Origin of the sequence: Acinetobacter sp. HZNU-JH01, from assembly GCF_037996845.1 — a bacterium.
GTDB lineage: Bacteria > Pseudomonadota > Gammaproteobacteria > Pseudomonadales > Moraxellaceae > Acinetobacter > Acinetobacter haemolyticus.
The window spans coordinates 1,890,915-1,913,780 of the sequence record NZ_JBBMZX010000001.1 but is presented as its reverse complement, the minus strand read 5'-3'; the positions used below and the strand labels follow the sequence as shown (position 1 = coordinate 1,913,780).

General features: G+C 43.2%; 15 protein-coding genes, 2 tRNA genes and 3 rRNA genes. 16 read left to right on the top strand and 4 right to left on the bottom strand.

The genetic code is table 11. The features are described 5' to 3' along the window. Positions 1-57 precede the first annotated feature (57 nt). Complete coding sequence (gene erpA, locus AAC851_RS09160) at positions 58-393, top strand: iron-sulfur cluster insertion protein ErpA (RefSeq protein WP_005086061.1); 336 nt, start codon at positions 58-60, stop codon at positions 391-393. 54 nt (positions 394-447) lie between these two features. Here erpA and AAC851_RS09155 read toward each other — a convergent pair whose 3' ends face one another. Continuing rightward, positions 448-1,581, bottom strand: a complete 1,134-nt coding sequence (locus AAC851_RS09155) for an anhydro-N-acetylmuramic acid kinase (RefSeq protein WP_100833007.1) — start codon at positions 1,579-1,581, stop codon at positions 448-450. Between the two features lie 61 nt (positions 1,582-1,642). On the opposite strand from AAC851_RS09155, the gene tyrS reads away from it, so the two are divergent. The 9 genes from tyrS (at position 1,643) to AAC851_RS09110 (ending at position 12,105) form a co-directional block, all read left to right on the top strand. Further along, positions 1,643-2,875, top strand: a complete 1,233-nt coding sequence (gene tyrS / locus AAC851_RS09150) for a tyrosine--tRNA ligase (protein ID WP_100833008.1) — start codon at positions 1,643-1,645, stop codon at positions 2,873-2,875. Positions 2,876-3,371: 496 nt separating this feature from the next. Further along, positions 3,372-4,908: ribosomal RNA gene (locus AAC851_RS09145) — 16S ribosomal RNA — on the top strand. 164 nt (positions 4,909-5,072) lie between these two features. Further along, positions 5,073-5,149 (top strand) — tRNA-Ile (locus tag AAC851_RS09140). A gap of 36 nt (positions 5,150-5,185) precedes the next feature. Next, a tRNA-Ala gene (locus AAC851_RS09135) sits at positions 5,186-5,261 on the top strand. A gap of 390 nt (positions 5,262-5,651) precedes the next feature. Then, a 23S ribosomal RNA gene (locus AAC851_RS09130) occupies positions 5,652-8,542 on the top strand. 172 nt (positions 8,543-8,714) lie between these two features. Further along, positions 8,715-8,829: ribosomal RNA gene (gene rrf, locus AAC851_RS09125) — 5S ribosomal RNA — on the top strand. The 16S, 23S and 5S rRNA genes sit together here with 2 tRNA genes alongside, the layout of an rRNA operon. Before the next feature lie 93 nt (positions 8,830-8,922). Beyond that, the gene (locus AAC851_RS09120) at positions 8,923-9,321 is read left to right on the top strand and encodes a putative signal transducing protein (protein ID WP_017396284.1); all 399 of its coding nucleotides are present in this window, start codon (positions 8,923-8,925) and stop codon (positions 9,319-9,321) included. A gap of 47 nt (positions 9,322-9,368) precedes the next feature. After that, entirely contained in the window at positions 9,369-9,932 is a 564-nt protein-coding gene (locus AAC851_RS09115; RefSeq protein ID WP_100833009.1) for a DUF4256 domain-containing protein, read from the top strand. Positions 9,933-10,329: 397 nt separating this feature from the next. Next, positions 10,330-12,105: an SLC13 family permease gene (locus AAC851_RS09110; RefSeq protein WP_005087418.1), complete on the top strand. Its 1,776-nt coding sequence runs from the start codon at positions 10,330-10,332 to the stop codon at positions 12,103-12,105. A gap of 49 nt (positions 12,106-12,154) precedes the next feature. Here the strand turns inward: AAC851_RS09110 and AAC851_RS09105 are convergent, their stop codons facing one another. Continuing rightward, complete coding sequence (locus tag AAC851_RS09105) at positions 12,155-12,907, bottom strand: TIGR04219 family outer membrane beta-barrel protein (protein WP_005087416.1); 753 nt, start codon at positions 12,905-12,907, stop codon at positions 12,155-12,157. Positions 12,908-13,037: 130 nt separating this feature from the next. On the opposite strand from AAC851_RS09105, the gene AAC851_RS09100 reads away from it, so the two are divergent. The 4 genes from AAC851_RS09100 (at position 13,038) to AAC851_RS09085 (ending at position 17,027) form a co-directional block, all read left to right on the top strand. Then, entirely contained in the window at positions 13,038-14,486 is a 1,449-nt protein-coding gene (locus tag AAC851_RS09100) for an aldehyde dehydrogenase family protein (protein WP_161984841.1), read from the top strand. Beyond that, positions 14,483-15,055, top strand: coding sequence for a DUF1287 domain-containing protein (locus AAC851_RS09095; protein ID WP_017396287.1), 573 nt, complete (start codon positions 14,483-14,485; stop codon positions 15,053-15,055). Before AAC851_RS09100 ends, AAC851_RS09095 begins: the two co-directional genes overlap by 4 nt. Before the next feature lie 367 nt (positions 15,056-15,422). Beyond that, positions 15,423-16,901 (top strand): sodium-dependent transporter, encoded by a 1,479-nt coding sequence (locus tag AAC851_RS09090; RefSeq protein ID WP_005088826.1) that lies wholly within the window; start codon positions 15,423-15,425, stop codon positions 16,899-16,901. Positions 16,902-16,910: 9 nt separating this feature from the next. Next, positions 16,911-17,027 carry a methionine/alanine import family NSS transporter small subunit gene (locus AAC851_RS09085; RefSeq protein WP_005087409.1) on the top strand — a complete coding sequence of 39 codons (117 nt, stop codon included), beginning with the start codon at positions 16,911-16,913 and terminating at the stop codon, positions 17,025-17,027. A gap of 58 nt (positions 17,028-17,085) precedes the next feature. Here the strand turns inward: AAC851_RS09085 and rsmB are convergent, their stop codons facing one another. Together rsmB and fmt are read right to left on the bottom strand one after the other, a co-directional pair. Beyond that, positions 17,086-18,393, bottom strand: coding sequence for a 16S rRNA (cytosine(967)-C(5))-methyltransferase RsmB (gene rsmB / locus AAC851_RS09080; RefSeq protein WP_008942069.1), 1,308 nt, complete (start codon positions 18,391-18,393; stop codon positions 17,086-17,088). Continuing rightward, positions 18,390-19,352, bottom strand: coding sequence for a methionyl-tRNA formyltransferase (gene fmt / locus AAC851_RS09075; RefSeq protein ID WP_340600788.1), 963 nt, complete (start codon positions 19,350-19,352; stop codon positions 18,390-18,392). The genes rsmB and fmt overlap by 4 nt, the downstream gene beginning before the upstream one ends. A gap of 211 nt (positions 19,353-19,563) precedes the next feature. On the opposite strand from fmt, the gene ilvD reads away from it, so the two are divergent. Further along, the gene (gene ilvD / locus AAC851_RS09070; protein ID WP_005087404.1) at positions 19,564-21,393 is read left to right on the top strand and encodes a dihydroxy-acid dehydratase; all 1,830 of its coding nucleotides are present in this window, start codon (positions 19,564-19,566) and stop codon (positions 21,391-21,393) included. 161 nt (positions 21,394-21,554) lie between these two features. Next, positions 21,555-22,844 carry a hypothetical protein gene (locus AAC851_RS09065; protein WP_005087402.1) on the top strand — a complete coding sequence of 430 codons (1,290 nt, stop codon included), beginning with the start codon at positions 21,555-21,557 and terminating at the stop codon, positions 22,842-22,844. The last annotated feature ends 22 nt before the right edge of the window (positions 22,845-22,866 follow it).

Here is a 22,866-nt window from a genome sequence, read left to right as displayed (position 1 = left end):
ATACTAAATATTGGGTCTTTTATTTATGAAAGACATATTGAAGTCTGAGGAACATCCATGACCGCCCAAGCTCTCGAATTGTCAGATAATGCTGCTAAAAAAGTTCGCCAACTGCGCGAAAGTGAAGGTAATAATGACCTGATGTTACGTGTTTATGTCACGGGTGGAGGTTGTTCTGGTTTTTCGTATGGTTTTAACTTTGCTGAAACGGTCAACGAAGATGATGCGGAATTCAGCAATGGCGATGTCAAAGTTTTGGTTGATTCTTTAAGTTATCAATACTTAGTGGGTTCAGTGGTTGATTATTTAGAAGGTCTGGAAGGCTCGCGTTTTGTGGTGCAAAACCCGAATGCAACGACCACTTGTGGTTGCGGTTCGTCATTTTCAATCTAAGATAGATTTGTTTAAAAGCCTCTCAATGAGAAAGTCTGAGAGGCTTTTTTATGCTTAGACCGCCGTAATTGTTCCTAAAATACGATCACCAGATGCACCTGTAACCGTAGCTAAATTACCACTCAGTTGTTGAATAAAGCGCATTGCTAGCCAAGCAAATGCTGTTGCTTCTACCCATGTTGGGGCTAAACCTAAAGCATCTGTCGTTTGGACTGACCAATTATGCTTACGTAAACGCCAACGTAGTTGTTCTAGCAAATGTGAGTTATATGCGCCCCCACCACAGACATAAACTTCACCTGTTGGCATTAAATCCTTGCTTCGATAAATGGCTTTTTTAATGGCACGTGTGGTGAGTTTCATCAGCGTTGCTTGCACATTCTCTGGGGTATCTTCCAGTTCATCATAGTCGAGATCATTGCGCCAATCACTAATTTGGTCATCTAACCACTCCAGATTAAAGTCTTCACGTCCTGTACTTTTAGGTGGTTCTTTAGAAAAATATTCATGTGTTTGCAAACGATCTAACAATGAGCGAATTGGTTGTCCATATGCTGCCCAGTCACCATTTTCATCATAAGGCTGTCCAGTATGGCGTTGGCACCAAGCATCCATCAGGATATTGGCCGGACCTGTATCAAAGCCATACACCGCATCTGGATTATTAGCAGGTAGCATACTGACATTGGCAATGCCACCTAAATTTAAAATCACACGATGGATACTCTCATGTTGAAATAGTGCTTGGTGAAAGGCAGGAACCAATGGCGCACCTTGACCACCAGCAGCCATATCACGGCGACGAAAATCTGAAACAACAGGAAGTTGAGTGATCTCGGTGATGATATTCGGATCACCGATTTGTAAAGTAAAGCCATATTCAGGACGGTGACGAATTGTTTGTCCGTGTGAACCAATGGCTTTAATTTGAGCTCGATCTAAATGATTTTTTTCAATTAACTGATTGATTCCGTTTCCAATCATTTGTGCTAAAGCGACATCCGCCTTACCCATACGATCAATTTCATTATCATCAGGAAGCGTTAATGCCATTAATTCATCACGCAATTCTGGTTCAAAAGGTACTGTGAGCGTTGCGTGCAGTGTTAATGGATCAAATGAAGTTGCAACAATATCAACACCATCCATGCTTGTGCCTGTCATTACACCAATATAGATTGCGCTCATATACAACTTCCCCTGCAAGATGCTGAAAAAATGTTAGTATATCGCACAAATTGAATAACTGATGTGTTTAGGTTTTGTGATGTCAAATTTCTTGCCCGCCGAAGAACAGCTTGCTCTCATTCAACGAGGCACGCACGAGATTATTTCTGAAGAAGATTTACTCAAAAAGCTGAAAGAGAATCGTCCACTGCGTGTAAAAGCAGGTTTTGACCCTACGGCACCTGATTTACACTTAGGGCATACGGTTCTGATTAATAAATTAAAGACCTTCCAGGATTTAGGACATGAAGTCACTTTCTTGATTGGTGACTATACTGCCATGATTGGTGACCCGTCTGGGAAAAGTGCAACACGTCCGCCGTTGTCTCGTGAACAAGTTGAAGCCAATGCCAAAACCTATCAAGAGCAGGTTTTTAAAATCCTAGATCCAAATAAGACCAAAGTACGCTTTAACTCAGAGTGGTTTAATCAAAGAACTGCTGCTGATTTAATTCAATTGGCGAGCCAACAAACAGTATCACGTATGTTAGAACGTGATGACTTTACTAAGCGTTATAACAATCACCAGCCGATTGCGATTCATGAGTTCCTCTATCCATTAGTGCAAGGCTATGATTCGATTGCGCTTGAAGCAGATGTAGAGTTAGGTGGAACAGATCAAACTTTTAATTTGCTGATGGGCCGTACCTTACAAGGTCGTTATGGTCAAGAATCACAAGTGTGTATCACTGTGCCAATTCTTGAAGGTTTAGATGGTGTCAATAAGATGTCTAAATCTTTAGGCAACTATATTGGTGTATTTGACACACCAGGTGCGATGTACCAAAAAATCTTGTCGATGCCAGATAGCTTGATTGAACGTTACTTTGATCTACTTAGCTTTAAGTCACTCGATGAAATCAAAGTCTTGCTTGATGAAATGGCTGCTGGTCGTAACCCACAAGAGATCAAACGTATTTTGGCGCTTGAGCTGGTTGAGCGTTTCCATGATGCAGAAGCGGCTGAAAATGCACATAAGAGCGCAGGCAACCGTGTAACAGAAGGCGAAGTACCTGAAGACACACCAGAAGTAATCATTTCTCGTGGCGAGTTTGGTGGAGAGTTATTTATTGCTACCATTCTTCGTGTTGCAGGTTTAAACCCAAATGCAGCATCAGCTAAAGATGCGGTTGGTCGTGGTGCTGTTAAAGTCGATTGGAATGTGGTCGATATGAGCTATTCTGTAAAAGAGAATGTCACTTTAATCATCCAATCTGGTAAAAAAGCCATTGCACGTGTGACTTTCACCGATTAAACCATAAAGAAAAAAATAAAAAGCAGGCCATGAGCCTGCTTTTTATACGTAAATAGATGATAAAAACAACGAAAACACTAGTTTTGTCGAAAAAAGAAACATGCAAAAGGAAATAATAAGAAAAGGGGTTGTGTTGGGTTGTGAATGCTGTAGAATGCACATCCATCGGCGGTGATGCAGATAAAAACTTGTTGATAAACAAGGATTTGGCTTTAGTGGTTAGATTTTTGGATTGGTTGATAAGTTTTAAAAATATCTAAATTACCTGTTGACTTTTAAGAGATTAAGAGTAATATAGCCGACCTAGCTTGATGATGACGAATCATCGAGAAGATCATTAAGAGAATAGAAGAACAACTTGTGTGGATTTTTACTGGTTAATCGATTGAAAATATTTCATTGATTGAATGGTAGAAATTACTCGAAGTTTATTTGAGAAATTAATGTCAGAAAATTGATGAGTCAAGATTTGTAGCCATAAGCTACTAATGATTTTAAACTGAAGAGTTTGATCATGGCTCAGATTGAACGCTGGCGGCAGGCTTAACACATGCAAGTCGAGCGGGGAAGTGTAGCTTGCTACATTACCTAGCGGCGGACGGGTGAGTAATGCTTAGGAATCTGCCTATTAGTGGGGGACAACATTCCGAAAGGAATGCTAATACCGCATACGTCCTACGGGAGAAAGCAGGGGATCTTCGGACCTTGCGCTAATAGATGAGCCTAAGTCGGATTAGCTAGTTGGTGGGGTAAAGGCCTACCAAGGCGACGATCTGTAGCGGGTCTGAGAGGATGATCCGCCACACTGGGACTGAGACACGGCCCAGACTCCTACGGGAGGCAGCAGTGGGGAATATTGGACAATGGGCGGAAGCCTGATCCAGCCATGCCGCGTGTGTGAAGAAGGCCTTATGGTTGTAAAGCACTTTAAGCGAGGAGGAGGCTACTCTAGTTAATACCTAGAGATAGTGGACGTTACTCGCAGAATAAGCACCGGCTAACTCTGTGCCAGCAGCCGCGGTAATACAGAGGGTGCGAGCGTTAATCGGATTTACTGGGCGTAAAGCGTGCGTAGGCGGCTGATTAAGTCGGATGTGAAATCCCTGAGCTTAACTTAGGAATTGCATTCGATACTGGTCAGCTAGAGTATGGGAGAGGATGGTAGAATTCCAGGTGTAGCGGTGAAATGCGTAGAGATCTGGAGGAATACCGATGGCGAAGGCAGCCATCTGGCCTAATACTGACGCTGAGGTACGAAAGCATGGGGAGCAAACAGGATTAGATACCCTGGTAGTCCATGCCGTAAACGATGTCTACTAGCCGTTGGGGCCTTTGAGGCTTTAGTGGCGCAGCTAACGCGATAAGTAGACCGCCTGGGGAGTACGGTCGCAAGACTAAAACTCAAATGAATTGACGGGGGCCCGCACAAGCGGTGGAGCATGTGGTTTAATTCGATGCAACGCGAAGAACCTTACCTGGTCTTGACATAGTAAGAACTTTCCAGAGATGGATTGGTGCCTTCGGGAACTTACATACAGGTGCTGCATGGCTGTCGTCAGCTCGTGTCGTGAGATGTTGGGTTAAGTCCCGCAACGAGCGCAACCCTTTTCCTTACTTGCCAGCATTTCGGATGGGAACTTTAAGGATACTGCCAGTGACAAACTGGAGGAAGGCGGGGACGACGTCAAGTCATCATGGCCCTTACGACCAGGGCTACACACGTGCTACAATGGTCGGTACAAAGGGTTGCTACCTAGCGATAGGATGCTAATCTCAAAAAGCCGATCGTAGTCCGGATTGGAGTCTGCAACTCGACTCCATGAAGTCGGAATCGCTAGTAATCGCGGATCAGAATGCCGCGGTGAATACGTTCCCGGGCCTTGTACACACCGCCCGTCACACCATGGGAGTTTGTTGCACCAGAAGTAGGTAGTCTAACCGCAAGGAGGACGCTTACCACGGTGTGGCCGATGACTGGGGTGAAGTCGTAACAAGGTAGCCGTAGGGGAACCTGCGGCTGGATCACCTCCTTAACGAAAGATTGATGGCTGGTAAGAATCCACAACAAGTTGTTCTTCGAGATATGTCTTTAAAGATTTAGAGTTAAGCCTTTAAGAAAAAACGAGACTCAAACACTACGCACAGCGGAGCTGTTTGTCTTGCAAAACTTTTAAAGCGTTGCTTTAAAACTTTCTCAGGGTCTGTAGCTCAGTTGGTTAGAGCACACGCTTGATAAGCGTGGGGTCACAAGTTCAAGTCTTGTCAGACCCACCAAATCTGAAAGATATGTCGTTCATTATGATTAAAGCTGGGGACTTAGCTTAGTTGGTAGAGCGCCTGCTTTGCACGCAGGAGGTCAGGAGTTCGACTCTCCTAGTCTCCACCACGAATTAAATGAAACATTTAATTCAAAGCTAAAGTAAATTATAGAAATTAATAAATATCTAAATAAATCAAAAGAGATTTTGATTTGAGTTTATTAACTTCTGTGATTTATCACAGTTTACTGCAAGCTGACGAGGCTGTAGTTAATCATTAACAGATTAGTAGAATTGAGTCTGAAATAAATTGTTCACTCAATTCATTCGAAAGAATGAAATTGAGAACTAGCAAAAACACTGAATCAAGCGTTTTGGTATATGAATTTAGATTGAAGCTGTACGGTGCTTAAGTGCACGAGGCAACAAACTGGATGAGAGCGATGTGAGTTGAAAAACAAGCATAGCAATCTGTCCTAACCTTACTTGTAAGGGTTAGCGACTGTTTGGGGTTGTATAGTCAAGTAATTAAGTGCATGTGGTGGATGCCTTGGCAGTCAGAGGCGATGAAAGACGTGATAGCCTGCGAAAAGCTCCGGGGAGGCGGCAAATATCCTTTGATCCGGAGATGTCTGAATGGGGGAACCCACCCGCTACAAGGCGGGTATCAATAACTGAATACATAGGTTATTGAAGCGAACGAGGGGAAGTGAAACATCTCAGTACCCTTAGGAAAAGAAATCAATTGAGATTCCCTTAGTAGCGGCGAGCGAACGGGGAGCAGCCCATTAAGTTATGTGTGTTCTAGTGGAACGCTCTGGGAAGTGCGAACGTAGAGGGTGATATTCCCGTACACGAAAGGGCACACACAATGATGACGAGTAGGGCGAGGCACGTGAAACCTTGTCTGAATATGGGGGGACCATCCTCCAAGGCTAAATACTCCTGACTGACCGATAGTGAACCAGTACCGTGAGGGAAAGGCGAAAAGAACCCCTGTGAGGGGAGTGAAATAGATCCTGAAACCGCATGCATACAAGCAGTGGGAGCACCTTCGTGGTGTGACTGCGTACCTTTTGTATAATGGGTCAGCGACTTACATTCAGTAGCAAGGTTAACCGAATAGGGGAGCCGTAGAGAAATCGAGTCTTAATAGGGCGTTTAGTTGCTGGGTGTAGACCCGAAACCAGGCGATCTATCCATGAGCAGGTTGAAGGTTGGGTAACACTAACTGGAGGACCGAACCCACTGTCGTTGAAAAGCCAGGGGATGACTTGTGGATAGGGGTGAAAGGCTAATCAAGCCTGGTGATAGCTGGTTCTCCCCGAAAGCTATTTAGGTAGCGCCTCGGACGAATACCATTGGGGGTAGAGCACTGTTTCGGCTAGGGGGTCATCCCGACTTACCAAACCGATGCAAACTCCGAATACCAATGAGTACTATCCGGGAGACAGACTGCGGGTGCTAACGTCCGTAGTCAAGAGGAAAACAATCCAGACCGCCAGCTAAGGCCCCAAAATCATAGTTAAGTGGGAAACGATGTGGGAAGGCATAGACAGCTAGGAGGTTGGCTTAGAAGCAGCCACCCTTTAAAGAAAGCGTAATAGCTCACTAGTCGAGTCGGCCTGCGCGGAAGATGTAACGGGGCTAAAACTATGTGCCGAAGCTGCGGATTTGACATTAGTCAAGTGGTAGGGGAGCGTTCTGTAAGCCGATGAAGGTGTATTGAGAAGTATGCTGGAGGTATCAGAAGTGCGAATGCTGACGTGAGTAACGACAAAACGGGTGAAAAACCCGTTCGCTGAAAGACCAAGGGTTCCAGTCCAACGTTAATCGGGGCTGGGTGAGTCGACCCCTAAGGCGAGGCCGAGAGGCGTAGTCGATGGGAAATTGGTTAATATTCCAATACTTCTGTGTAATGCGATGAGAGGACGGAGAAGGTTAAGTCAGCCTGGCGTTGGTTGTCCAGGTGGAAGACAGTAGGCATGCATCTTAGGCAAATCCGGGGTGCTCTATGCTGAGAGTTGATAGCAAGCTGTACTTGTACAGTGAAGTGGCTGATACCATGCTTCCAGGAAAAGTCTCTAAGCTTCAGTTACACAGGAATCGTACCCGAAACCGACACAGGTGGTCAGGTCGAGTAGACCAAAGCGCTTGAGAGAACTCTGCTGAAGGAACTAGGCAAAATGGTACCGTAACTTCGGGAGAAGGTACGCTGCTGACGGTGATGGGACTTGCTCCCTGAGCTATTGGCAGCCACAGAAACCAGGCCGCTGCAACTGTTTATTAAAAACATAGCACTCTGCAAACACGAAAGTGGACGTATAGGGTGTGATGCCTGCCCGGTGCTGGAAGGTTAATTGATGGGGTTAGCGTAAGCGAAGCTCTTGATCGAAGCCCCAGTAAACGGCGGCCGTAACTATAACGGTCCTAAGGTAGCGAAATTCCTTGTCGGGTAAGTTCCGACCTGCACGAATGGCATAATGATGGCGGCGCTGTCTCCAGCAGAGGCTCAGTGAAATCGAAATCGCTGTGAAGATGCAGTGTACCCGCGGCTAGACGGAAAGACCCCGTGAACCTTTACTGCAGCTTGACATTGAACTTTGACCTTACTTGTGTAGGATAGGTGGGAGGCTTTGAAGTTGGAACGCTAGTTCCAATGGAGCCGTCCTTGAAATACCACCCTGGTAATGTTGAGGTTCTAACTCTGTCCCGTTATCCGGGACGAGGACCATGTCTGGTGGGTAGTTTGACTGGGGCGGTCTCCTCCTAAAGAGTAACGGAGGAGTACGAAGGTGCGCTCAGCGTGGTCGGAAATCACGCGTAGAGTATAAAGGCAAAAGCGCGCTTAACTGCGAGACCCACAAGTCGAGCAGGTACGAAAGTAGGTCTTAGTGATCCGGTGGTTCTGTATGGAAGGGCCATCGCTCAACGGATAAAAGGTACTCTGGGGATAACAGGCTGATACCGCCCAAGAGTTCATATCGACGGCGGTGTTTGGCACCTCGATGTCGGCTCATCTCATCCTGGGGCTGAAGCAGGTCCCAAGGGTATGGCTGTTCGCCATTTAAAGAGGTACGCGAGCTGGGTTTAGAACGTCGTGAGACAGTTCGGTCCCTATCTACCGTGGGCGCTGGAAATTTGAGAGGATCTGCTCCTAGTACGAGAGGACCAGAGTGGACGAACCTCTGGTGTACCGGTTGTGACGCCAGTCGCATCGCCGGGTAGCTATGTTCGGAAGGGATAACCGCTGAAAGCATCTAAGCGGGAAGCCTACCTCAAGATAAGATTTCCCTAGGAATTTATTCCTCTAAAGAGCCGTTCGAGACTAGGACGTTGATAGGTTGGGTGTGGAAGCACGGTGACGTGTGAAGCTGACCAATACTAATTGCTCGTGAGGCTTGACTATACAACACCCAAACAGTTGTTGTATTCAAGATAAATTCAATACATAACTTGATTTAGTGTCAAAACTAGTTACAATACGACTCGATTAACTAATCCGTTAATAACTCTTTCGGTACTAAGTGGCATGAACTTAATAAGTTCAAAAGTAAGACCACCCAAAGCCAAAACAGTTTGCTGGCGACAATAGCAAGAGTGAACCACCTGATCCCTTCCCGAACTCAGAAGTGAAACCTCTTCGCGCTGATGGTAGTGTGGCACTTGCCATGTGAGAGTAAGTCATCGCCAGCTTTTAAATTCAAACACCCCTAACCTGACGGTTAGGGGTGTTTTTTATTGGGCGGAATTTTATATACTACCTATTTAGTTTGAGAGCTTTATGCAATGACTTGGATCGTCGTAAAAAGCTTCTCTTTTCCATATGAAGCACAAATTGCAAAAACACAATTAGAAGCTGCTGGCATTCCTGCCCAAATTGAAAATGAACATACGATTAACATGAATTGGCTTTATTCGAATGCTTTAGGTGGTGTGCGTTTACTGGTACCTAATGCTTATGAAGATGAGGCAAAAATGATTCTTACCCAAGATTTTAGTGAGTTACTAGAGCAAGAGTTTCAAGGAGAGAAAGACTGTTGTCCTCAGTGTGGAAGCTATGATATAGAGGTTTATATTAAGGGTAAAAAGCCAGCTTATTTGCTATTTTTATTAATAGGTTTTCCTTTGTTTTCTTATACAAGTGGTTATAAATGTCAGCAGTGTCAGTATTTTTGGAGTAAATAATTAAGCTTAAACTCCAATTTATTAGAGTAAATATTTAGAGAATTAAAATGACGAAAAAACAATATTTAAATGCAGAGCAAATCAATACGTTGATGATGGGTTTAAAACAACGATTTGAGCAAAATATGCATCGACATCAAGGGCTAGATTGGGTGGATGTAGCAGATCAATTAAAACAACAGCCAAAGAAATTATGGTCCTTGAATCAAATGGAAATGACAGGTGGTGAACCCGATGTTGTTTGCTTTGATTCAAAAACATCGACTATTGTGTTTTATGATTGTGCTGTTGAGTCCCCTAAAGGGCGGAGAAGTTTGTGTTATGATCGAGCTGCCTTAGATGCACGTAAAGAACATAAACCCAAAAATAACGCGCTTGATGTCGCTGAAGAAATGGGCGTTGAGTTATTAACGGAAGACCAATATAGACAACTGCAAACTATTGAGGGTTTTGATTTAAAGACATCGAGTTGGGTAAAAACACCGGATGATATTCGGGAACTAGGCGGGGCGATATTTTGTGATAGCCGCTATGGTCGAGTATTTACTTATCATAATGGTGCGCAATCTTATTATGCGACGCGGGGATTTCGTAGTCGTCTAAAAGTTTGAAATAAGGAAACAGAGACTATTCAATATTTAAAAAGCCAAACATAAAAAGAAGCCCCATCATCCTGATGGGGCTTCTTCATATTCAGTTTATTGTTGTTTACTTCCTATAAACAACCACTTCCTGTGGGTCTTGTTATTTTCAATGAGACTTCCTGTCTCTGTATGATTTATATATTAAGATGAATCAGAGGCGTTGTATATTCGTCAATTTCCCCGATTAATGTAGGCTTAGGCTTACATTATGCTTAGATTGGATTGTGTGATTTTTACCAGATAAATCGATATAGATATGCTTTCTTATCACAATTTTAGCTAAGGTTAGCTGTAAATCGCATTTGTATATCAACTTTAACTATATAAAATTCGGAAAATTATATAGTTGTGGAAAGACTGCCTCATGGGTTGGGAAGGTTGGTTATCGTTAGCATTGACGCTAGCAGGACTGCTTACGCTAATTTTTTCAAGAATTGCCCCACATATCGTGATGTTGGCAATTTTGACGATATTAAGCGTGTTGGGCATATTAACTGCGCAAGAGGCATTGGCTGGTTTTAGTAATTCAGGTTTGATTACTGTGGCTGCGATGTTTGTGGTGGCTGCAGGAATTTCCAACTCCGGTGGCATCGACCTTTTTGTGAATAAACTATTGGGCACACCTAAAACAGAACGTATGGCACTGTTGCGAATCTTTTTGCCGATTGCGCCACTGAGTGCTTTTTTAAATAATACGCCTGTTGTTGCTACGATGATTCCCGCTTTAAATAGTTGGTCGAAGAAAATTGGGATTGCACCTTCCAAGTTAATGATTCCATTAAGTTATACCGCGATTTTAGGTGGGACAATTACGTTAATTGGAACCAGTACTAATTTGGTGGTTAATGGTCAGTACCAAGCGCTTACAGGCGAAGCGGGTTTTGGGATATTTGATATCACGATTATTGGCTTACCTGTTGCGATCATTGGTATGTTTATCATGTATTGGTTTGCACCCAAGTTATTGCCAAATCATCAAGAGCAAAATGTATTTTCCAATCTGCGAGAGTTTACTTTAGAAGTGATTGTAAGCCCGAATGGGCCATTGGTGGGGCAATCGGTTGCAGCAGCAGGTCTCAGAAGTTTAAAACGGGTCTATCTGGTTGAAATTGAACGCCAACAAACGGTTTTATCAGCAGTTTCTTCAGATGAAATTTTATTTGGCAATGATCGTCTCGTTTTTGCAGGGGACACTGAGGCGATTACTGAATTATTAAAAATCCATGGCTTAGTCGCACCAGATAGTATTGATGAAAAGTCGGCCTTAGAAGAAACACATGCAGGGCGCCGATTGGTTGAAGCTGTGGTATCTCCTCACTGTGATGCGATCGGAAGCGCCATTCGTGATTCCAAGTTCCGTAATCGTTATGGTGCAGTTGTATTGGCTGTAGCACGTAATGGTGAACGTTTAAAAGGTGGTTTGGGTAATATCAAATTACAGGCGGGAGATACGCTGCTATTGGAAGCTCGTCCAGCCTTTGTAACACGTCAAAAATACAATAAAGATTTTCTATTGGTAAATGAGTTAGATCATGAGCCATTGCAACATGACAAAGCATTATTGTCTTGGGGGATTTTACTTGCGGCTGTAACTGCGGCAGGTTTTGGTGTGTTGAGTATGCTAAACGCAGCATTATTGGCCGCAGGTGCGATGCTCGCTTGCCGTTGTTTGACGGTGAAACAAGCTGAGAAAAGTTTAGATTTGACTGTTATTTTAACCATTGCCGCTTCATTTGCTTTAGGCACTGCTTTAGAGAAGACAGGCGTTGCTGAGATGCTGGCACAATTTATCGTGCATTTTAGTGCAGGTGAAGCGATTTTATTGCTGATTTTGACGTATTTCTTTGTCTCCTTATTAACTGAAGTGATCACCAATAACGCAGCCGCTTTGTTGACTTTGCCAATTGTACTAGCGATTACGGAACAGGCGAATTTAAATCCGATTCCGTTTGTATTCGCGATTATGATGGCAGCTTCGGCAAGTTTTGCGACACCACTGGGTTATCAAACCAATTTGATGGTATTGGGACCGGGAAATTATCGTTTTAGTGATTTTATCAAGGTGGGCTTACCGATGAATATCTTTATCGGGTGTATTACGGTGATACTGTTGCTGTTGGTATTTCCAATTCAACTATAAATAAAAAAAGCCCTGAGTGATTCAGGGCTTTTTATGTGATATTCAGATGTTAGAAGTGAATGTTGATTCCGATATAAGGTCCCTTGAAATCAAATTTAAGATCATTTTTTTTATAGTCATCCAATTTAATATCTAAGATTCGATAGCCTGCTTTTAAGCCGACATCGACCAGCAGATTATCAATAAAGTTATATTGTAGCTCGGCTAGCGCATCGGTGATCTTGGTATCATTGAAGTTGCTATATAACAGTTCGCCTTTGGCACTGAGACCTGTAAATGGTAGCTTGACCCCAGCAGATCCATAGATCACAGGAACGGTTTTATCAATGTCAGTATTGCTTGCAGATAAGGTTTTGACATGGCCATTTAGAGTGGTTGCACCTAAACCAACATCTGCATCGACGATATTGTCTAAGATCTCATAATATAAAATAAAATCGGTATGATCGATATCAAGATCATAAATCGGTTGGCCCGCGACTTCTTTTTCAGTTTGTGATTTTAAATTTACATAGCGAATTTTAGCATTGGGTAGTAAAGGGATAGGGTGTTCAAATGCAAGAGAGATCTGAGCTGAACCTTTACGTTCTAAATCATATTCTCTATAACCCGCATATGGATCTAACAAAAGGTTATCTGCACCTGTGTGATTGGATAGAGAGCTTATATTATTTGGCTTAACTTGAGCTTTTCCATCATAAAACCAATAACTGGCATCAGCTTTTACACCAATCACATCCGCTTGTGCTAGCCCACAAAGGCTTATTCCTAAAGCCAAGATTGATATTTTTAATTCTTTCATCGTATTGTCCTAATTCATATCAAAAGCGTAATGAATTGTTGTGAATTCATCTGTGATTGGGCGCATCATATAGTGAACTAGGCAAAGATGCAGTAGTCTATTTTTAATTTTTTGCAAAGAGACAACAACAATGACAGAGCTAGAAAATGTGAAGGATTATCCACTGTATGTGGCGGGTAAAGCGGTGAGTACAGGACAGTGGCTAGAGGTTCAGAATAAATATCAGCAGACCATTTTTGCTCGTGTTGCTGTGGCAGATGACAAAGTGCTAGAAAAAGCAATCGTAGCCTCAGTCAAAGCTGAAGTAGAGATGGCAGCATTAAAACCGTATCAAAAGCAAAAAATCTTACTGCATTGTGTGAAACGATTTAATGAATTACGTGATGAATTGACTGAAATTTTAATTGCTGAAGGCGGCAAACCACGCAATGCTGCGAGTGCAGAAGTTGAGCGTTTGATTAATACCTTTCAGTTGGCGGCAGATGCAGTCACTCAAATCGATGAAGGTCGTGTGTTACCTTTGGCAGTTACGCCTGCAGCAGCACGCTATCGTGGCATGGTCAAGCAAGTACCGATTGGTGCTGTATCTCTCATTAGTCCGTTTAATTTTCCACTGAATTTGGTTGCACATAAAATTGCCCCTGCGATTGCTGCAGGTTGTCCATTCGTACTGAAACCAGCGAGTTTAACGCCGATTAGTGCGTTGAAAATTGCCGAAGTACTGGCAGAGACGGATTTACCGAAAGGGGCATGGTCTATATTGCCTTGTGAACGACAAGCTGCGGATATTCTCGTGACCGATGACCGTTTTAAATTGCTGAGCTTTACAGGTTCTGATCAAGTTGGTTGGGATATGAAAGCACGTGCAGGCCGCAAGAAAGTAACTTTAGAGTTAGGAGGCAATGCTGCGGTACTCGTCGATGCCGATACTGTAGTCGATGATGCTTTGATTGACCGTTTGATTGGTGCTGCATATGGGCATGCGGGTCAGATTTGTATTAGTGTGCAGCGTATCTTAATACATGCTGATATTTATGCTGAAGTGAAAAAGAAACTCTTGGCAAAGCTGAAAAAGATCAAAGCGGATGATCCAACATTATCCACTACATTGGTGGGCCCAATGATCAAATCAGCGGAAGCAACGCGTCTCAAAAAGTGGATCGATAAGGCAGAAAAGAAAGGTGCAAAAATACTGATCGGCGGAAATCTACACGGTGTTTTACTGGAACCTACATTGCTAGAAAATGTTGATGCCAAGCTTGAGATTTATAAAGATGAAGCATTTGGCCCAGTCGCAATTTTAGAAAAATTTAAAAACTTTGAGCAGGGCATTGCGACTATTAATCAAAGCCGTTTCGGGTTACAAGCAGGAGTATATACCCAAAGCCTAAATCATATGCTGTATGCATGGGATCATTTGCATGTGGGTGGGGTGATTATCAATGATGTTCCAACCTTCCGCGTTGACAATATGCCGTATGGCGGCGTGAAAGATTCTGGTTTGGGGCGTGAGGGAATTCATGCTGCGATTCGTGATATGCAGGAAGAACGCTTATTGGTGATTAAAGAGATATCATGATGAGATGGCGTAAACCAATTTTACTGGCTGTTTGTTTTGCATGGACGATGTCTGTATCGGCATTTTCTTCACAACAGCTGGTAACCGATGCCAGAAAGCAAATCGGTGTGACCAAATATTATGATCCTGCTTACACACGTTTAGCGTACCCGATGGGAGATGTTCCGTTGATTAAAGGCGTATGTACAGATGTGGTCGTACGGGCACTTCGCCAGCAAGGCATCGATTTACAACAAGGGATCCATGAGGACATGCGTAAGCATTTCAGCCTGTATCCAAATAAATGGGGACTCAAAGCACCTGATAAAAATATCGATCATCGGCGAGTGCCCAACATTGCGACCTATTTCCAGCGAAAAGGTTATCGAGTCACTGACCAACAATATCGTGCTGGAGATATTGTCACGTGGGATTTAGGAAAAGGGTTGGTACACATCGGTATTGTTTCGGATAAAAAAAGCTTTCTGCAGAAAACACCGTTAATTTTGCATAACATTGGTCGTGGTACAGAAGAATCCGATATTTTATTTCAGTATAAGATCACAGGGCATTATCGAATCAAAAACTAAATGCTTGTATATCAGGATCAACAGGCTTAATTTTTGGAGCAATTGATAAATTTAAACGGCACCTCCTCGATTGAGTTGAAAAATAATCAATTGTGTTGGAATTAGCGATGAACGGCAGATTTTTTTTGCAGAATTTACAGTAAAAATAAATAAAAAAGGGTATTGTTCAATCATCAACGGGCAAAAATTAGCGAAATTTTTTAAGGAAAGATTTTCTAATTTTTGCTGGTTTGGATATAAGAAAATAAAACTCAAAAGGTTTTTTCTAGTTCAAACAATAATAGGATTTGCATTGGTACTTTTTTGCTAGCAGTACAACAAACAGATAACAGCAGCATCAAAAGTTGCCTTAGGATTAGGTTATTTTATGACAGATACTCGTGAGCACTGGTCGGCACGATCAGGTTTTATTATTGCCGCAATCGGTTCGGCGATCGGATTAGGAAACATTTGGCGCTTCCCTTATGTTGCATATGAGAACGGCGGTGGTGCGTTCTTAATCCCTTATTTGGTTGCATTATTAACAGCGGGTTTACCGTTGTTATTTTTAGACTATGCCGTGGGACATCGTAGCAACGGTGCACCACCAAAAGCGTATCAACAGCTCAGCAAGCCAGCAGAACCTTTAGGGTGGTGGCAAGCTTGTGTGTGTATCGTGATTGCCTTGTATTATGCCAGTGTATTGACGTGGGCAGGCAGTTATATTTATTTCTCTTTTGGTCAAAGTTGGGGCACAGACCCAGAAAGCTTTTTCTTTAGTAACTTTTTAGCCACTTCACAATCCTCTGGCTTTGATATGACCTTTATCAGTCATTTGTTTTGGCCGTTGATCGGGGTGTGGGCTTTAGTACTGTTCATCTTGTATGGCGGTGTGCGAAAAGGGGTTGAACTTGCAAACCGTATTTTCATGCCGATCTTACTTGTCTTGTTTGGTATTTTAGTCATTCAGGCTTTACGTTTACCTGGTGCGGTAGATGGTTTGAATGCCTTCTTCACTCCAAACTGGGAAGCGATGAAGAACTATAAAGTTTGGTTGGCTGCTTATGGTCATATCTTCTTTTCCTTGTCGATTGGATTTGGGATCATGGTGACCTACGCCTCTTATCTGAAGCCAAAAACCAATTTAACCGGCTCAGGCCTCGTGATTGGTTTTGCCAACTCATCGTTTGAAATTTTAGCGGGTATTGGTGTCTTCGCGGCTTTAGGTTTTATGGCACATGCGGCAGGGACGAGCGTTCAGGATGTTGTGAGTGGTGGGATTGGCTTAGCATTTATTGCGTTTCCAAAGATTATTTCAAGCTTGGGTGCAGGGGCTGAGTTGTTCGGCATCTTATTCTTTGCCTCGCTGTTTGTAGCAGGCGTATCCTCGATGGTGAGTATCTTACAGGTGCCGATTTCTGCGATGCAGGACAAGTTGAGTTGGAGTCGTGCAAAAGCCGTTACGATCATTGGTGGTGGTACAGGTGCTGTTTCGATCTTCTTATTCTCAAGTGCCAATGCGATTAAGCTCGTCGATATTATTGATCACTTTATCAATAACTTGGGTATTGTTTCAGGTGCATTAGTGTCAATCATCATGGTGTCATGGTTCAAGCGTTCATTGATGAAACAATTGGAACAGCATGTTAATCGTGTTTCAACAGTGCAACTGGGTCCAGTCTGGGAAATCACATTAACCATCGTGACACCTGTTGTTTTGATTTCTACACTGGGTCTTGCATTAAGTGCTTTATTGCAAAAAGGCTATGGTGATTATGCAATGAGCTTACAGCTTTGGTTTGGTTGGGGTTGTATCTTATTCTGCGCAATCGGTGCGTTGTTTATGAGCAGCTTAAAGAATCGCTAGGAGATTAGGATGAATAGTTCAGCTTTAATCATGATGATCGTTGCAATCACCTTGTTGTGGGGCGGATTGGCACTTTCAATTATACATTTGATGCGTCATCCCGAACAAAAGGACGATAGCGTATAAAAATACGTAGATCAGAATTCAGAAAGCCATACATCGATGTATGGCTTTCTTGTTTGTGTTAGGCAATCTTCTGGATACGACAATAATAAAAACCATCACCTGATTGATCAGAAGGTAAAAGCTGACGACCATGCATCTGCTCAATGCCCCAATCCGCAGTGATTTTAATCTCTTTGGCATTTGGATGTTCAGCAAAGAATTTGACCATTTGCTGTTCATTCTCTGTTTTTAAAATTGAGCAGGTGATGTAGAGCAATGTGCCACCGACTTTAAGCTGTTGCCACATCTGTTGCAAAATTTGTTGCTGTAGCGCAACCGTTTGAGCAATGTCTGTAGATTGTCTGAGTAGGCGAATATCTGGATGGCGACGAATGACACCTGTTGCAGAACACGGCGCATCCAGCACGATGCAATCGACAGGTTCTTGCGCCTGCCACGTGGTGGCATCAGCAACTAAAATCTCAACATTATCTAGATTTAAAGCCAAGCGCTCTAGGTTCTCACCAATACGAACAATACGTTTAGGGTCTTGGTCGATCGCAATCAGCTTTTTAGGATTAAACCGTTCTAGAATATGTGCGGTTTTACCCCCTGGCGCAGCACATGCATCGACCACAACTTTGCCATCTAAATCGGGTAACAGAGTGGCACACAACTGCGCATGTTCATCCTGAACTGAAAATCCGCCTGCTTCGAAACCTGGTAAAAGCGTTATATTGCCAGTTTGCCTAAGAACAATACCGACATCAGAAAATTCGCATTCACGAGCATCGATTTGCTCTTCATCCAAAATATCTAGATATTCGTCACGACTGACTTGGCGTTCATTGACGCGCAAAGTCAGTGGCGCGACTTGTTTTAAGGCTTGGCAGAGTGGCTCTACTTGCTCAGGCCAATCTTTTTTGAGTCGTTTGAATAACCAACTTGGTAAACCATGGGTATTATTCAAAGCTGTTTCAAATTCATCTGTTTCACGTGAAACACGACGCAGAATCGCATTGACCAAACCACTCATTGGCTCGAAACCGAGTTGCTTAGCAGCATTTACCGTTTCTGAAATTGCAGCATGTACAGGAATACGTGTACATAAAATTTGATATAAACCAAGATATAAACAACTTTCTAGGGCTTCATTGTCTAACGGTTTTGTGAGCAATGGTAAGGTAATGGCTTTTAAAGAATACCATTGGCGTAAACAACCTAAAGTAAGCTCGTGATATAAACCACGGTCACGTTCAGACACCATATTGATATGTTGATTCAAAACGGAAGACAAAGATTGCCCATTTTGAACAGCCAAAAGTGTTTTGATCACCTGCGCACGCAGATTCAAATTTTTTGCAGATGATTGATTTGATGGGTTCATGGGAGAATTTGTCCAATGTTCAATTTTTGTGTTTGGGCAATTTGTACAGGATTAAGCGCTTTACCCCCTGACCACTGTAAACTGGTTAAGCACACGGTACTGTTATCACCACAAGCGACATGTACACCTTGTTTATCAATCGCCAAGATTTCACCGATTTGCGCATCTGCTTTGCTATGTTGAGAGAGCATTGATCCCCAAACACGTAGCGCATTATTTTCATCAAGCTGGATAAAAGCCACAGGCCAAGGATTGAAGGCGCGAATATTGCGATCGATTTGGATTGCCGTTTGTGTCCAGTCGATGCGTGCTTCTGTTTTGACTAATTTGTGTGCGTAAACAGTGTGTGTTTCATCTTGCACTTCACGTTTGGCAATGAAGTCCTGTAGGCTTTGTTCTGATTCAAGCACGGTACAAATCGCTTCAGCACCTTGCGTTGCCAGTTTGTCATGCAATGTTGCAGAGGTATCTGCTGCAGTGATTGGGCAATAGGTTTTATACATCATATCGCCTGTGTCCAAGCCTGCTGCCATTTGCATGATGGTAATCCCTGTTTCATCGTCACCAGTGGCAATGGCACGTTGAATCGGTGCAGCACCACGCCAACGAGGTAACAGAGAGCCGTGAATATTTAAGCAACCGTATTTGGGTGTATCTAATACGGATTGTGGCAAGATTAGGCCGTAAGCAGCGACCACCATGACATCCGCGCCTAAAGCTGCCAACTCTTGTTGGGCAGCTAAACCTTCTTCAGTCGACGCTTTAAAATGCAGGGGTTGAAAAACAGGTAAGCCATGTTCAAGTGCGAGTTGCTTTACAGGAGAGGGTGTTAGTTTTTGCCCACGTCCTGATTTACGATCAGGCTGAGTATAAACCGCTATAATCTGGTGGGATGTTTTTAATAATGCCGTCAATGCGGTTGCCGCAAATTCGGGCGTACCAGCAAAAATGATTTTCACGAAGATAATCCAAAGAAAACTTACCGCAAATTATAAGCCAAAAAGCCCATAGCCCCTAATTGAACGGAAGGAATAGCTTTTGAGCAAAAAAAGATAGTTTCTGTGGTCATCAGTTAAGCGATAACTTGTAGTATGATGGGTTTAGCTCAGTATCATTTCGCCAGAGAGAATGTCCCATTCATCTCGAGCACAAACTTGTTGGGAATACAAAATGCCTGATTATCGTTCGAAAACATCAACACATGGAAGAAATATGGCTGGCGCGCGCGGTTTATGGCGTGCGACAGGTATGAAAGATGAAGATTTTGGCAAACCTATTATTGCGGTGGTCAACTCATTTACCCAATTTGTTCCAGGCCACGTGCATCTTAAAGATCTAGGGCAACTGGTTGCGCGAGAAATTGAAGCATCGGGTGGCGTTGCAAAAGAATTTAATACCATTGCTGTTGATGATGGCATTGCGATGGGTCACGACGGCATGTTGTATTCATTGCCTTCGCGTGATTTGATCGCGGACTCAGTGGAATATATGGTTAATGCACACTGTGCAGATGCGATGGTATGTATCTCGAACTGTGACAAGATCACACCAGGTATGCTCATGGCGGCTATGCGTTTGAACATTCCAGTGGTGTTTGTGTCAGGCGGCCCGATGGAAGCAGGTAAAGTCAAATTCCGTGGTGATGAGAAGGCGATTGACCTTGTTGATGCAATGGTGGTTGCGGCAGATGAAAGCTATACCGATGAAGAAGTTGCTGCTTTCGAACGCTCTGCATGTCCTACTTGTGGTTCATGTTCAGGTATGTTCACTGCCAACTCAATGAACTGTTTAACGGAAGCACTCGGTTTATCGCTTCCAGGTAATGGTTCCATCGTGGCAACCCATGCCAATCGTGAAAAATTGTTCTTAAGAGCAGGTCGCTTAGTGGTTGAACTTGCGAAACGTTATTATGAACAAAATGATGACAGCATTTTGCCACGCTCAATTGCAACCAAAGCGGCTTTTGAAAATGCCATGACGCTTGATATTGCAATGGGTGGATCAACCAATACGGTATTACATTTACTTGCTGCTGCACATGAAGCAGAAGTTGATTTCACCATGGATGATATCGACCGTTTATCACGTCAGGTACCTGTACTGTCTAAAGTTGCCCCTGCTAAATCAGATGTGCATATGGAAGATGTGCACCGTGCTGGTGGCATCATGGCGATCTTAGGTGAGCTTGATCGTGCCAATCTATTGAATACCTCATGCCCAACTGTACATGAAAAAACACTGAAAGATGCTTTAGACAAGTGGGATATTATTCGCACTGAAGATGCGGATGTATATGAGTTCTACCGCTCTTCACCGGGTGGTATTCCTACGCAAGTGGCATTCTCACAAAACCGTTATTACTCAACACTTGATGGTGACCGTGAAAAAGGTGTGATTCGTAATGCGGAACATGCCTTCTCTAAAGATGGTGGCTTGGCGGTGCTTTACGGCAACATTGCCTTAGATGGGTGTATCGTAAAAACTGCAGGTGTGGATGAATCAATCCTGAAATTCACAGGCACAGCACGTGTTTTTGAAAGCCAAGATTCTGCTGTTGAAGCGATTTTGGATCATAAAATAGTGGCAGGTGACATTGTTGTGATTCGCTACGAAGGCCCACGTGGTGGTCCGGGTATGCAAGAAATGTTGTATCCGACCAGTTACTTGAAGTCGAAAGGCTTAGGTAAGGATTGTGCCTTGATTACCGATGGCCGTTTCTCAGGTGGTTCTTCAGGTTTGTCAATTGGTCACGTATCACCAGAAGCGGCTGAAGGCGGTGCAATTGGTTTGGTTGAAGATGGCGATACTATTCAAATCGATATTCCAAACCGTACCATTCACCTCGATGTTGATGATGCAACCATGGCGCATCGTCGTACCGTTCAAGAGGCAAAAGGTTGGCATCCTGCCGAAGAACGTAAACGTAAAGTTTCTAAGTCATTGAAGATTTACGCGTTGCATTCAACCAGTGCAGCCAAAGGTGCAGTACGAGTTTTGTAAGCCAACTCAGTCCCTCTTACTTGCGATGCTATAATCGCATCTCAGGGGGACTTTTTTTTCATTTTATAAGATACTGAATAGCCTTATTTACTCACTTGTTTGATTGCAAGTCTGAGTACAACCTACCCATCATCTATTTGAGACCATTAGAGGCGATCGACATGTCTTTGTTACGTCGTTGGTTTGATCCTATCCGATCGAGTTGGTTTTACCAAAAACCTTCGCGTCAGGCGGTACTACCTACGGAGCAGGGTTTAAGCATTTACCTACGTTTAGACGATGTCTATAGCTATCTAGCTGTACAGCAATTGGCTCAACTGAATGAGATCTTGAGTGATGAGCTGAAGCCATTAAAGGTCATCATTTCCAAACAAGATGCTGAACCACCAAATGGAATGTCACCACAGGACTGGCAGCGTTACTGTTTAAATGACGCTAAGATTTTGGCGAAACAACATCGTTTTGGCTTTGATGAAACACCCGAAATTCCTCGTCCAGAAGCATTACAACAAGCAGAAACGATTCTAAGAAATACACCGTTAAGAGAACAGAATTTTTTGCACTTGCTGGAAGATGTTTTTCATATGTTATGGCAACAGCAATATGGAAAACTACGTACCTTATATGCAATGGCGAGTCGACATCAAAAGCCACAGGATTATCCTGAGCGGATTTTTAAAGATGTTCCTGTCGCTGCCAGCTATTTCGAATTGAGTGAGCGGAAGTACCACGCGGTTGATGATTTATTGCGTTTAACACGACGGTTAAAACAACAAAAATTATTAACGGGAACACCTATTTTTCTGATTAATCATATCGAATGGCGTGAGCATTTAATTAACGATACCGAATCCTTAACAGAAATTCAGGCCATGCATGCTGAATTAGATTTGTATATCGCGCTTGAAGATCCAATGAGTTGGTTATTATTGGCGTATATCAAAGAAGAGCTTGCAGATTATTACAATATTCAACTCACGATTTATCCATTGAGTTATCAAGGGCGTGATTGGTTTGACTGGAGCTTGGCGACGCGTGTTTCAAAACGAACAGAAGTGATGTTTACGCCATTTTGTCGTCCAACCAAAGAAGCCACCTATGATATGGCGAAGCTATTCTATAGTGTACCCAAAGACGAGCAAGTGGATTGTATTCATCAAATTTTGGAGGCAGTTTGGACGCGAGGTAAAGATCTTTCTTTCAAAGCACACTTCCAACGCATGCAGCGGCACTTGGGTATCAAGGAGTTGACAGAGCAGGATGTTGAGTTGCTATTAAAGCAAAATGATGAACTTTGTCAGCAGAAACATCAACCTGATTTTCCTGTTTTAGAGCTACGTATTGATGAGCAAAGCTATGTGTTTAATAGTTTGTATCGAGTTTGGATGATTGAAAGTATTTTAAGTAATGTACTCGAAGAAAAATACAAAATGGCCTCAAGCTCTCATTGAGGCCTCCTTCCAAAATAAAGAA